This is a genomic window from Paenibacillus sp. Y660 (assembly GCF_057221575.1).
The window spans coordinates 424391-437268 of sequence record NZ_JBXBBJ010000001.1; the positions used below are offsets into that span (position 1 = coordinate 424391).

The 12878-nt window shown below is 44.7% G+C and carries 15 protein-coding genes and 1 other annotated feature; of the genes, 12 read left to right on the plus strand and 3 right to left on the minus strand.

The window, feature by feature from the left end:
* Positions 1–15: 15 nt before the first annotated feature.
* The 7 genes from AC2TDN_RS01895 to AC2TDN_RS01925 all read left to right on the plus strand — a co-directional run bounded on the left by AC2TDN_RS01895 (position 16) and on the right by AC2TDN_RS01925 (position 5616).
* Positions 16–1038, plus strand: coding sequence for a Gfo/Idh/MocA family protein (locus AC2TDN_RS01895; RefSeq protein WP_482064984.1), 1023 nt, complete (start codon positions 16–18; stop codon positions 1036–1038).
* Positions 1039–1251: 213 nt separating this feature from the next.
* Complete coding sequence (locus AC2TDN_RS01900) at positions 1252–1572, plus strand: PadR family transcriptional regulator (RefSeq protein WP_484686836.1); 321 nt, start codon at positions 1252–1254, stop codon at positions 1570–1572.
* Positions 1569–2126 carry an HAAS signaling domain-containing protein gene (locus AC2TDN_RS01905; RefSeq protein WP_484686837.1) on the plus strand — a complete coding sequence of 186 codons (558 nt, stop codon included), beginning with the start codon at positions 1569–1571 and terminating at the stop codon, positions 2124–2126. The genes AC2TDN_RS01900 and AC2TDN_RS01905 overlap by 4 nt, the downstream gene beginning before the upstream one ends.
* Positions 2123–2959, plus strand: a complete 837-nt coding sequence (locus AC2TDN_RS01910) for a DUF4097 family beta strand repeat-containing protein (protein WP_484686838.1) — start codon at positions 2123–2125, stop codon at positions 2957–2959. Before AC2TDN_RS01905 ends, AC2TDN_RS01910 begins: the two co-directional genes overlap by 4 nt.
* Before the next feature lie 144 nt (positions 2960–3103).
* Complete coding sequence (locus AC2TDN_RS01915) at positions 3104–3793, plus strand: peptidoglycan recognition protein family protein (protein WP_484686839.1); 690 nt, start codon at positions 3104–3106, stop codon at positions 3791–3793.
* Between the two features lie 243 nt (positions 3794–4036).
* The gene (locus AC2TDN_RS01920) at positions 4037–4846 is read left to right on the plus strand and encodes a CAP domain-containing protein (protein WP_484686840.1); all 810 of its coding nucleotides are present in this window, start codon (positions 4037–4039) and stop codon (positions 4844–4846) included.
* Between the two features lie 119 nt (positions 4847–4965).
* Entirely contained in the window at positions 4966–5616 is a 651-nt protein-coding gene (locus AC2TDN_RS01925; protein ID WP_484686841.1) for a 3D domain-containing protein, read from the plus strand.
* Positions 5617–5666: 50 nt separating this feature from the next.
* Here the strand turns inward: AC2TDN_RS01925 and AC2TDN_RS01930 are convergent, their stop codons facing one another.
* Positions 5667–6473, minus strand: a complete 807-nt coding sequence (locus AC2TDN_RS01930; RefSeq protein ID WP_484686842.1) for a polysaccharide deacetylase family protein — start codon at positions 6471–6473, stop codon at positions 5667–5669.
* Between the two features lie 164 nt (positions 6474–6637).
* Between AC2TDN_RS01930 and AC2TDN_RS01935 the strand changes: the two genes are divergently transcribed.
* Both AC2TDN_RS01935 and AC2TDN_RS01940 read left to right on the plus strand, forming a co-directional pair.
* Positions 6638–7531 carry a fumarylacetoacetate hydrolase family protein gene (locus AC2TDN_RS01935; protein WP_484686843.1) on the plus strand — a complete coding sequence of 298 codons (894 nt, stop codon included), beginning with the start codon at positions 6638–6640 and terminating at the stop codon, positions 7529–7531.
* 75 nt (positions 7532–7606) lie between these two features.
* On the plus strand, positions 7607–8413 hold the full coding sequence (locus AC2TDN_RS01940) for a (2Fe-2S)-binding protein (protein WP_484686844.1): 807 nt from the start codon (positions 7607–7609) through the stop codon (positions 8411–8413).
* A gap of 71 nt (positions 8414–8484) precedes the next feature.
* On the opposite strand, the gene AC2TDN_RS01945 is transcribed toward AC2TDN_RS01940, so the two are convergent.
* The gene (locus AC2TDN_RS01945; RefSeq protein ID WP_484686845.1) at positions 8485–9750 is read right to left on the minus strand and encodes a methyl-accepting chemotaxis protein; all 1266 of its coding nucleotides are present in this window, start codon (positions 9748–9750) and stop codon (positions 8485–8487) included.
* A gap of 513 nt (positions 9751–10263) precedes the next feature.
* Between AC2TDN_RS01945 and AC2TDN_RS01950 the strand changes: the two genes are divergently transcribed.
* Both AC2TDN_RS01950 and trpS read left to right on the plus strand, forming a co-directional pair.
* Positions 10264–10671, plus strand: coding sequence for an O-methyltransferase (locus tag AC2TDN_RS01950; protein WP_482064973.1), 408 nt, complete (start codon positions 10264–10266; stop codon positions 10669–10671).
* A gap of 74 nt (positions 10672–10745) precedes the next feature.
* Positions 10746–11005, plus strand: a binding site (T-box leader).
* A gap of 70 nt (positions 11006–11075) precedes the next feature.
* A complete protein-coding gene (gene trpS / locus AC2TDN_RS01955; RefSeq protein ID WP_484686846.1) occupies positions 11076–12065 on the plus strand; it encodes a tryptophan--tRNA ligase in 990 nt (329 codons plus the stop codon).
* Positions 12066–12088: 23 nt separating this feature from the next.
* Here the strand turns inward: trpS and AC2TDN_RS01960 are convergent, their stop codons facing one another.
* Positions 12089–12265 carry a DUF5325 family protein gene (locus tag AC2TDN_RS01960; protein WP_169083723.1) on the minus strand — a complete coding sequence of 59 codons (177 nt, stop codon included), beginning with the start codon at positions 12263–12265 and terminating at the stop codon, positions 12089–12091.
* A gap of 142 nt (positions 12266–12407) precedes the next feature.
* Between AC2TDN_RS01960 and AC2TDN_RS01965 the strand changes: the two genes are divergently transcribed.
* Positions 12408–12629, plus strand: coding sequence for an alpha/beta-type small acid-soluble spore protein (locus AC2TDN_RS01965; RefSeq protein ID WP_053372089.1), 222 nt, complete (start codon positions 12408–12410; stop codon positions 12627–12629).
* Positions 12630–12878: the final 249 nt, after the last annotated feature.

A 12878-nucleotide genomic window follows, 5' to 3' on the forward strand; every position in this document is an offset into this window, starting at 1 on the left:
AGGGGAAAAATCATTATGTCAAAAGTTCGTGTAGCAGTTATTGGTTGCGGTTCGATTTCTAAATATCGTCACATTCCGGAATATGCGGCTCATGAGAATGTTGAGCTTGTTGCTTTCGTAGATCCAATTATTGAGCGCGCTGAGCTTTATGCAAATTTGCACGGAGGCAAAGCCTTTGCAGATTTCGAAACGATGCTGGCAGAGATCAAGCCGGATGCGGTAAGCGTATGTACGCCAAATGCCTTGCACGCCCCTATGTCCATTGCTGCAGCTGACGCTGGCGCCCACGTGCTTGTTGAGAAGCCAATGGCCGTAACAGACGAGGAAGCAGAAGCGATGATCGAGGCTGCTAAGAAAAACGGCGTTCATCTAATGGTTGGCCACAACCAACGCTTTATGCCGCCGCATGTTAAAGCTAAGCAAGTATTGAAATCAGGCATTCTTGGCAAAGTACTGACATTCCGCACATCCTTCGGTCACCCTGGTCCAGACGGCTGGAGCATTGATGGCGCAAACAGCTGGTTCTTCCGCAAGCCGGAAGCGATTATGGGCGCAATGGGCGACCTTGGCGTTCACAAATCCGATCTTATCCGCTGGATGCTTGACGATGAGGTTTCGGAGGTAGCTGGTTTTGTAGGTACGCTTGACAAAAAAGGCACCGAAGTAGACGATAATTCATCCTGCTTGCTACGCATGAAGAGCGGCGCTATCGGAACGCTGGTAGCGAGCTGGACTTACTACAAAGGCGAGGACAACAGCACGATTCTATGGTGCGAGAACGGCGTAATGAAAATCGGTACGCATCCAGACGATCAAGTGATCGTTGAACTGCGCAACGGTACAGTTGAGAAGCATAAGGTTGGCGCTATCTCGACGAATGACAAGCAGGAGACTAGCGGCGTGGTTGATGCTTTCCTAGAAAGCATTCTTACGAATACAACGCCTGCAGTAAGCGGTGAAGACGGCCGTGCTTCGCTCAAAGTTATTTTGTGCGCATTCGAATCGCAAGCGACAGGCAAGTTCATTAGCGTGAACTAATGCTATTCAATACCTCCGTGGAACTGGCGTGAGCCGGAAGCCCGGAGGTATTATTTTTTGCACACTATCTTGCATTGTAGAATAGCATGTGGTAAATTATACAAAACAGCAAATATTTGCGCAACGCTATACTATAATAGTGAATACTAAGTTATGTTTTATAACGGAGCAGACGAGGCTGATAAGCTCGATTTCACTAATGGAGGACAAGAAATGAACATCCAATTTAAAAAGGGCGTGCTTGAAATTTGCGTGCTAGTGCTGGCAACTAGAGGTGATCGTTACGGCTATGAGCTGGCAGTCAAAATTTCCGAAAAATTCGAAGTAGCAGTAGGCAGCGTCTATCCGCTATTGAGCAGATTGACACAGGATGGATACTTCTCGACCTATTTGAAGGAATCAAATGAAGGTCCCCCGAGAAAGTACTATCATTTAACACCAGAAGGGTGGAGCCATATGCGAAACTTAATCGCAGAATGGGAAAATTTCACAAGTGCAGTTAACGAAATCGTAGAGGAAGGATTAAAGCCATGACGACAAGAGATCGATATATGTTGGAGCTAGAGAGTTTGCTATTTAAAATACCGGAGGCACAGCGCAAGGAATGGTTATACGATTATTACATTCATTTTCAACAAGCGGTTGAAAACGGCCAGAGCGAAGAGGATGCAGCACGCGAGCTGGGAGATCCGAGAATGATTGCCAATGAGCTGCTGCTTGGCTACCGGGTAGGCCAGGCTGAGACGAACAACAGCTTCGGCAAGCTGTCACGTGCTGTGTTCGCAACGGTTAGCCTTGGACTATTCAATATTATTTTCATATTAGGTCCATACTTGGCCTTGGCTGCCGTACTCCTCGCATTATGGGCGACAGCTGCTTCGCTTGGGATTGCTGGCGTAGGAATCGTCGTAGAGAGTATGTGGAACGGAACGTTTACGCTTCCTCAGGCTTTGACGCTGGGCTTGATTACAAGCTCGCTTACGATTTTGCTCATCATCGGCTTAAAGGCATTAACAGCATCCTTCTATAAAATGACTTTGAAATATTTGAAGTTCAACACAAGAATTGTAAAGGGGAATAACAAATGAAGAAGCTGGCAGCTCTTGCTTTAATCATGCTTGGCGTTGGAGTACTTTGCGCGTTTTTTGTTTTTAATAAAAATGATTTGATGAAATTTAAAGGCGACCCCTATTTGCAGGAAAAGACGGTTGATGCGTCAGCGATTAAATCTATTCATGCAGAAACCGATACGTTTAATGTCACGTTTGTTCGTGGAACGACAGATGATATTCAATTGCGGCTGGAAGGCAGCGCCAGCAAAAAATATAATGATAAAATTGTGTTTACGGCTGATTCAAAGGGCGATACCCTCTATATTGAAGGTAACACAAAAAACAATTTCACCTTTGGCATTTCAATTATTAATCTAAAGCTGACGGTCGAGCTGCCTGAGAAACTGTGGGATACCGTCGATATCAAAACGGATACCGGCAATATTTCTATCGATCAGCTGAAAGCAGACCAATTCAACGTGAAGTTGGATACCGGCAATCTGAAAGTATCGAATTATAGCTTTAATGACATCGTGTTTGAGACAGATACCGGCAACGTTACCTTTACGGACGGAGTAGGCAGCATCAAAGGCGAAACAGACACCGGCAACATTCGCATAGAAAATGAAGAGCTTCGCAATGATATTGCTTTGCAATCCGATACGGGCAATGTAACCATTAATGTAGATAAACAACCAGAATCAGCAGCGATTCGTATACAGAAAGATGTTGGAAACAGTAAGGTGGAATGGGCTGGCTTAACCGATAACAATGATTCCAAACGGAATGTAGACGGCAAAATTGGAAGCGGCGATATTCAAATTGACATTAGGTCTGAGGTTGGCAACGTGAAGCTCGGCAGCAGGTAACGAGGCTGTCAGCGCCTATCCGCAATAATAGGAAGCAAGCTACGGGTATATTCCCCGCGGCTTGCTTTTTTTGCTTGTCTGCCGTTTCGGGCTTGTTGCAGGATGCATATGATGTTGCAATGATTTTCTCAAAGGGAGCGATGCATGATGGCCGTAGAACGCAAAAACTTCCGCAGGTTCACGTATGCGGAGTATATGGATTATTTGAAGCCATTCGTGTCAAAGGTAAAGTTCTCGCAGGTTCATGTGCATGGAACATGGAAGCCGACGATTGCGGATTATCGCAAAGCGACAAACAAAATGAAGATCATTCAAGCGATGTGGCGATTTCATACGATTACGCAAAACTGGGGCGACATTGCGCAGCATGCGACCATCGACCCGGATGGCTATATATGGGAAGGCCGATCATTGCTGACAGCGCCAGCATCTGCGGTCGGCTATAATGACTCGGATAACGATCGCACTCATCCCTTTATGTTCGAAATGATCGGAAATTTTGATGTTGGCGCCGAGAAGCTTGAGGGTGTGCAGCTGGCAACGTCTGTGAAGCTAACAAGCAGTATTATGACGATGTGGAAGCTTTCTGAAGCTCAGGTTAAGTTTCACCGTGAATTGAATCCAGGCAAAACATGCCCAGGCAGCTCGGTTAATAAAGTCTCCTTCCTAGAGCTCGTTCGTGATTGGAGGGATGTTGAAATGAGTCCAGAGGATGCTAACAAAATCATCTCTACTTGGCTGTCTCCCGCATGGTTCAAAGCCAGCTCGAAGACGGAGCGTGATGAAATCCATCGGCTGGCAAATGAGCTGCGAAAAGCTAGCGGACAGCTATAAAAAGAGCAAAAAACAGCTAATAACAGTAATGAGCATATTCTCATAAAGCTGTAATGGTGCTGTTTTGCTAGCTGTTTTTAGACATTTCCCAGTTTTTGTGTCATGAAACAGCAAAAACCCCATGGTAAGATAGGTGGCGTCAGGAAGAACAACACGCAAACAAAACGAACGTGCCGCTGAATAAAGCTTCAGCCCACAGACGTTTAGTTAAAAAAAACTATCTTATTATAGGAGGAATTATTCATGAAGATGCAACCAATACGTGTAGGTGTCGCAGGCATACTAGCAGCAACAGTAATTGGCGCAGGCGTAGGCTTTACGGCTCCAACCGCAGGTGCAGCACCGGCTGTGAAAACTTACTCCACTTTTCAGAACTGCCCTGTAGGCACGATTAACCAAGATATGCTTAAACAGATCGCAGATAAATATGGTATAGATATTAGCAAGCTTCTGAACGGCGGTACGATTCAAATGCCAACGCAAGGCGGATCTAATGGAAATGCTGGAACGACTAAGCCGACCCCTGGTACAGGCACTGGTACAGTAACTAAACCAAGCACGGGTACTGGTACAGTGACAAAACCAAGCACAGGTACTGGCACAGTAACGAAGCCTAGCACAGGAACAGGCACGACAACTAAACCAGGAACAACGACTGGCGGCAATACGGGAAGTGGTACTACGGCAAGCACATTCACAACTCAAGTCGTTGACTTAGTAAACCAAGAACGCGCGAAGGCTGGATTATCGGCTTTGAAAAGCGATGCTTTGCTTACGAAAGTAGCTGCTGAGAAAGCAAGAGACATGGATGTAAACAACTATTTCAGCCACACATCGCCGACTTACGGATCGCCTTTTGATATGATGCGTTCTTTCGGAGTAACTTATTCCTACGCTGGTGAGAATATTGCTTCCGGTCAAAGATCACCGCAAGAGGTTATGACAGCATGGATGAACAGTGCCGGTCACCGCGCGAACATTCTTAGCGCTAATTTCACTAAAATCGGTGTTGGTTATGTGAACGGCGAATGGGTACAAGAATTTACTGGTTAATATTAATCAACTAATGAATGAAATGGTTAAGGTTAAGGGCACTTGTCGCCCTTAACTATTCTTTTACAATAACGCTGCCGAGGTTGTGAAACGTCGGAAGTGCACAGGAGGATTTCCCGATGTTTAAAAAACGAACAATGGCAGCAGCAGTAATTGGATTATCCGTCATGATGGCGGCTGGAACGGTTGATGCAGCTTCAAAAACACATACTACGACTGACAATGATACATTCTGGAAGCTATCCAAGCAATATAGCGTTCCATTGGATACATTAATGGAAGCGAACCCAAAAGTCGATCCGCTTAATTTATATAAAGGCATAAAATTAAACATTCCAACTACAACTATAACTACAGAAGCATCAGCAGCCAAGAAACAGGAAAAGCTGGCAGCATCCGCCGCTGATTCCACGAAGACAATCAAAGCCATGAATGGCAAAGAATACGATTACTCCAAAGCTTTAATCGTACAAGCTACTGCTTACACTGCAGCAGCATCGGAGAATGGGAAATGGGGCGCAGTCGACTATTTTGGCGATAAGCTTAAGGTAGGGACAGTCGCTGTTGATCCTAAGATGATACCGCTGGGAACAAAACTTTATGTTACCGGATATGATTACAACGGCTTGCCGCAAGGCGGTATGGCTGCAACTGCAACCGATATCGGAGGATCTATTAAAGGCAATCGTATCGATATATTTGTTCCAGGCGTTACGAGCCAAGCGAGGTCGTTTGGCATCCAAAACGTTAAAGTGTTTGTTTTAGAATAATTCGACTAGAAGGAATCCGCTTCAATCAGCGGATTTCTTTTTTTGTTGATTTAGCGGGCTGCAGCTTGTCCGATAAGCTCAGGCAGCGTCACGAGCTCATAGCCTTTGCTTTGGAGAAGTTGAATAAGCTTAGGCAAAGCGTTAATCGTACCTGATAAATTTTGGCCTGACCCGCCGCCGGCATGCTGAAGCACGATTGATCCTGGTTGAAGCGTTTTTTTTATATTTTGCATAATCGCCGCGCTGCTTGGGTTGTTTCTCCAATCGATCGAATCCACATCCCAATTCACAATGGTAAACCCTGCTTGTTTGCTCCATCTCACCTGCTGCGGCAGCAATTCGCCATAGGGCGGACGGATGAAGTGAGGGGAATAGCCAACAATGCTTTTGATAATTGCATCAGTGCTCCAAATTTGTTTTTGGTAATTGTTTAAGGTAAGGGTCGACAGTACGGCATGGTTGTATGAGTGATTACCAATAATATGACCTTCATGATGTATTCGTTTTACAATCGAAGGGTTTTTGGAGGCGCGATTTCCAACAACAAAAAAGGTGGCGCAAACATCATAATGGGCTAATACATCTAATATTGCTGGCGTGTATCTAGGATCAGGAGCGTCATCGAACGTTAATGCAACTCGCTTCGCATGGCGCGGTCCGTTGGTGAGAAAGGCGCTCGGAAACTGCTTGTTCAGCTTGACCCATGACATGTCCGCTGCTCGTCGCTTCTTACCTTGTTTGGATGGATGATGTGCCGCTATTATCTGCTTTCCGTTGGCAGATGCGATAGAGGAGCCTGCTGTCATATTCAGAAGCAAGAAACCTATTAAAGCAGCGCCAACTGTAGTTATCCCCATTTTGCATACAACATTCCACACGCTTTATCAGTCCTCGCAGTCAAAATTAAATGAGACGTGCCGCTATTATTCCCATGTGTTTGCCTTTCATGCGCTTTACATTAAAAAAGCGGAAGCTTAAGATAAATACAGATTCTATTTGCCAAACAAAGGAGAGCGCTTAAATGAAGCTGCTGCACTATAAGCATTCAAATCAATTGAGGCTTGGCGTTAAGGTTGAGGAAGGGATTATCGATGTAGCGTCTGCATCACAAGCTTTTGGAATAGCTGCTCCGCAAACGATTGATGAAGCTATGGCAGGCGGCGATGAGACAGCTGCTCAGCTTACAGCTGTGATCAAGTCTGTATTAGATGAATCAAAACGTTCCTGCTTGCTTGAGGAAGACAAGCTATCATTTGCACCAGTCGTTACGAATCCGCAAAAAATCATATGCGTAGGTCTGAATTACCGCAAGCATGCTGAGGAAACAAAAGCAGAAATTCCAACCTCGCCGATCTTGTTCAACAAGTTTGCTAATGCGCTAAGCGCTCACGGCGACTTTGTAGAGTTGCCGAACACCAGCGACGAGGTGGATTATGAAGCCGAGCTTGCGATCATTATTGGAAAAACAGCCAAAAACATCGATGAAGCTGATGCGCTTGACTATGTTTTTGGCTATAGCTGTGCTAATGACTTGTCGGCTCGCAATTTGCAGCGCCGCACCTCTCAGTGGATGCTTGGCAAAAGCTGTGATGGGTTTGCGCCGATTGGGCCATACCTTGTTACAGCTGACGAAGTGCCGAATCCTGATCAACTTTCCATCTTCTGCAGAGTGAATGGCATACAAAAGCAGCATTCCAATACAGCGGACATGATATTCTCTTGCCGAGAGATCATTAGCTACATATCTAAGCATATGACACTCGTTCCAGGTGACATTATTTTAACAGGAACTCCTGAAGGCGTAGTGATCGGATATCCGAGAGATGAGCGCGTTTACTTGCAATCCGGCGACAAAGTTACGGTTCAAATCGAGAAGCTTGGCGAGCTGACCGTTACGATGTCCAAGCCTAATTGATAATCATTGTCATTCACTGTATAATAATATAGTTAATTATTGTACATGGTCTGACAAGAGAGGGCGAGTAAATCGATGAATGACGCTATGGTTGCGCTGCTGGAGAGCAGCTATGATCTAACGGCTAGCAAGCCGGAAAAACTCGTATTCAGCTGTCCTGCATCGGATTTGCTGGATGAGAACAAAATGAAGTCATTGTTAGAGCTAAATACGCCATTGGTAAAAGGAACAGACCCCTCTGTAGGAGAAGTATATATGGCAAGCTGGTTTAGAGGACCGATGCTTGGACTGCTTTATATGCTTTCCGCTTGGAACAAAGTACCGGACTTATCACTTCGCAATCTGACTGTTCAAATTTATAAGGCTGCCTATAATGAGCATGAATATTATGCAACCTCCTTCCTTATGCATAACATTGACCTAATAGCTGCGTCTAGAGAATCAGATGATGGGGAGTGGACGAGAAATACGCTTATCGCTTTTTTCGAGCAGACTGTTCGCCCTGTATTTGAATCGATAGCCAAGGTCGGAACATTGCAGGCAGGCATGCTCTGGAGTCAGCTTCCAACCTCTCTGGCTTATGGCTACGATCGGCTTATGAATGGAGAAGAAAGCGAGCAAGTAAAGCAGCTGGCTGTTAAGAACTTTGAGCTTGTGAAATCGCTGGATGGAGCTATCTTCGGCAGAAGCAAAAATCCGTTCGACGTCAAATTCCGCATGACGGAATCGCTAGGCGACCCAGAAAGCCAAGTTAGAATGAAAGCGGCTTGCTGCTTGTATTATCTTGTTGACGGCGGTTATTATTGCTTTACATGCCCTAGACTCAAAGAAGATGAGCGCAAGAAGCAGCGTGCAGCCTATCGATCAAAGCAGCAAGCTTAAAAAAAAGACCATGATCCCACCGCAGTTATACGGAGGATCATGGTCTTTTGCTATAGAAGCCATTCATATGATTATTTCATCTTAAATACGCTAATCGTTTTGAGCAGTTGGGCTGCCATCGTACGCATACGCTCGGTCTCTTCGACGACCGCTTGCACGGATGCGATTTGCTCGTTCATAGAAGCCGATACTTGCTCGGTTCCCGCAGCAGATTGCTGCGTAATCGCGGAAATATTTTGAATCGCTCCGGAAATTTTTCGCGCGCTTTCAAGCATCGCATCGCTTTCCTGGGAGAATACATAGATTTTATCGGTAATGAATTGAACGCTTTCAACAATTTCAGAAAAGACGACTTCGGATTCCTTAATATGCTCGGTTTGCAGCTTGACGACCTCTTCGTTAGTCTTCATATTTCGGATGGCTTGCTTGATGCCTTCGTCAATGCTCTTCACTAAATTAAATACTTCTTTTGTTGAGGCGCTTGATTCCTCGGCCAGCTTGCGAACCTCCTGCGCAACAACAGCAAAGCCTCTGCCGTGCTCGCCTGCTCTTGCGGCTTCAATCGAAGCGTTCAAAGACAAGAGATTCGTTTGTTCTGCTATATCTGAAATCGTTGTTGTAATTGCGCTAATACCTTGTGCTTTGCGGGCAAGATCCTCAATTGTAGCAGATACTTTCTCCGTAGCCTCAACGTTGCGGCGCATGCCATCTGCTTGTACATCAAGAGCTTTCATGCCTTTGTCAACAAGCTGAAGTGTCTGTTCAGAGCGAGTGTTCATCTCTTTGGTAGAAGTGGCATAGTCGGAAACCTTATCTTCGATCTCGGTAATGGACTCGCTCATATCCGATACATCCTCGGAAATTTCATTTGCTCCGGTTGCAAGCTCGTTGGCAGACGCTGCCACCTGCTGCATGGCGATTTGGATATTATTACTTTTGTCAAATATGCTGTGGCTCGTATCGGATACGTGACGGATAATGTTGAACGTTTCCGTAAGGATTTCGCGAAGCTTATCAATCATGCTATTAAAGGAATGTCCCAGCTCACCTAATGCGGAAGAGGAGTTGGTGTCAATTTTTTGGGTGAAGTCACCCTTGGATATGCGTAATGCGGTTCCTTTAATCTCGTCGAAGGAATTATTAATGGATTTTTCAATAAAAGAAACGAACGGGAGCGTAGCGACTGCCATAATGATCGTAACGAGTATGCCTGCAAAAATCGAGCCGCCAGATACTGATAAAATGAGAAGCATAATGAGGGCAAATACTACTAAATTTAGATAGGAAGTGATCAGCAGCTTATTGCGCACGGAAAGCGAATAGTACCATTGAATCATTATGAAAACGCTCCTTTTATTAGATTATCCATATTATAGCACCCGTTGCGAAATTGGTCTATAATTGTCGATTCATAAAAATAAATAATAATAGTGCACGCAATTGGCTTTTCGGAAAATACCAAATACGTTTTCGGTGTAACAATATTTAGATAATGATACTATAATCGGTAATTGGCATTTATTTTGTTTATTTTTACATTGCATAATTTGTATGGTCCAAAAATCCTATTGAAAAGGAGGGGGAAGGATGAAAAATAGGCTGTTTCGGATATTTTCAATTGAAAAGCAGCTGCTGCGGACTCCAAAGTCTCGTAAGCTTCGGAAGTAGCCCAAAAGTCTGATTTTATTATGTATAATAAAGGAATAACTAAATTAAATTAAGTCAGAATAATTAGAATTTTCTGAAATAAACGGATTCCTATATTGAAAATGATAGAAATGAACTACATAATTTGCGAAGAGTCCTATATGGAGCTCATTCCAAATTAATTCAAAAGGAGGATAAATATTATGATACTGGAATCCACATCGCTCGCTCGTCAAGTAGAGTTTGTGTTTCGACAGCTCGAGGGTGAGCTCACGAATGCAACTGCAGGTACCGTTTTAATTCATGTTCGCAATAACGCGGTGGGGAAGTTTGGAGTTAGGCATCATCCAATCGAGAGCAAAAATGGAAAGTTTGAAAACGTGGATAAGGGATTGACCGCTGCGCAGGTACAAGCCTTTAAACAAATGGCGATCGAAGCGCTCAAGTATCGCAGCGAATGGACACATGGAGAAATTCTGTATGATTTCTCCGTACGCGCAAGCGCGAATTCGTGGTCAGCAAGCATTTTGTTCGAATCAAACTACAATATGGCCAATTGGAATTCACGCTATTATTCTAAAAAAAATGAGTTGTGGGACTCGCAAGCATAGCTTATGCACCGTCCACCTTCAATCGGACAACTTTTTGCGCGCTTGACATTCAATCTTACACAGGTATAATCGTCTTAAATGCAATGATGGGAATAAGTAAGCTCGATTGATTTGCGTGCAGAGAGCCGGTGGATGCTGCGAACCGGTGCAATCGACGATGCTGAATGGACCCCGGAGCCTATGAACGGAAATTGGCAGCTGCTGCCGAAGATGTTTGTACGGAAGCTCCCCGTTATGGAGCAACAAGGCTTATGGGTTTTAAAGATGCGCTTATTATTAAAAAAAAGCGTACTATAAGCGAATTAGGGTGGCACCACGGTCCCTCGTCCCTTGCGGCGGGGGATTTTTTGCGTTTTTTTAACGCTATGATTCCATAATCAAATCGAAAAAGGGGTAGACGTGGAATGAAAAAGGTACTTTCCGGCATTCAGCCAAGCGGTCAGCTTACACTTGGAAATTATATCGGTGCCATGCAAAACTTCGTTAAGCTTCAGCATACAGAGGAATGTTATTTTATGGTGGTGGATTTGCATGCTATCTCAGTGCCTCAGGACCCCGCAGCGCTTAGGGAGCAAACGGAGGCGGTAGCTGCATTATTTATTGCTGCAGGAATCGATCCGAATAAAGCGAATGTGTTCGTTCAATCCCATGTCCGCGCGCATGCGGAGCTTGGATGGTTGCTGACGACGCTTACGAATATGGGCGAGCTGGAGAGAATGACGCAGTTCAAGGATAAATCGGAAGGCAAAGATTCTGTAGGAGCGGGGTTGTTCTTATACCCGTCACTGATGGCAGCCGATATTTTGATTTACAAAGCTGATCTTGTGCCGGTAGGAGATGACCAGAAGCAGCATTTGGAGCTGACGCGAGACTTGGCGCATCGTTTCAATACAAGATTCGGAAATTATTTTACGATTCCTGAGCTTTATGCTCCGAAAGTAGGCGCCAGAGTTATGTCGCTGGATGATGCAAGCAAAAAAATGAGCAAAAGCAATCCTAATGCAGGCAGCTTTATAGCCTTGCTTGATCCACCGGATGTCATTCGCAAAAAAATAAGCCGAGCGACAACCGATTCGGGTCGGGAAGTCAAATATGATCCGGCTAACAAGCCGGAGATCAGCAATCTGATCAGCATCTACTCTAATTGCGCGAATATGACGATTGAAGAAATCGAGGCTCGCTATGAGGGGCAAGGCTATGGGCCGTTCAAAAAAGAGCTTGCAGAGCATGTTGTCTCAGTAATTGAACCGCTGCAAGCCAGATACAATGAGATTCGGAGCTCAGGCGAGATTCATCAAATCTTAAAGCAGGGCGCTGAGCGTGCTTCCGTCATCGCAGATCGCACGCTTGCCGATGCGAAGGAACTTATGGGCTTCCTTGCTCCTCGCAGCTAAAAATGAAGGCTGACGCTTCTGCGTCAGCCTTGTTTTTTTCTTCTCAAGCGAGCCTTCACGATAAAGCCGGCTCCGATCGTAAAGAGACTCAATAAACCAAATAATAATACGAGCCAGCCATTATAGCTAATGGATACGGCCATTGCGCTCATAAATACGATGGCAAGCACTGAAAAGAACAGGGAAAGCGGTTTGGACACGGTGTTTTCTCTCCTTAATAAATCATCATAAATCATCAATATATTTTTAAAACTTTAGAATAGTTTCCCCAAGGGTGCACATAATAAGCTTGCAAGCTTGCAACACACATCAAAGTGCAGAGGACGAAAGGAGAAATACATTATGGCAGGAAGAAACAACAGAAGCAATCAACTTGTTGTACCACAAGCTAACCAAGCACTACAACAAATGAAACTTGAGGCAGCACAAGAGCTTGGCGTGCAAATTCCTCAAGATGGCTACTACGGTAATGTTTCGACTCGTGATGCAGGCTCCCTTGGTGGTTACATTACGAAAAAGCTAGTCCAAATTGCTGAGCAACAGCTTTCTGGCGGTTCCCGTTAATCGTTTCTAATACAAAGATGAATTGAAGCCCAGGCTTGCCTTGGGCTTCTTTACTATTGTAAGCTCTATTTTATCACAGGGACAATTAGATGGCGCCTTATTATTGTATCCAAAAAAAGAAAGTCCTCCTTATTGCTTTGAAGGCACGAAATAGTACGAAACAGATAAGGATAGGATGCTGGTTAAACGACTTCATCACTTAGTATAAACCTAAGCGAATTCTGAAGATAGCAAAATAAGAACAAAGTA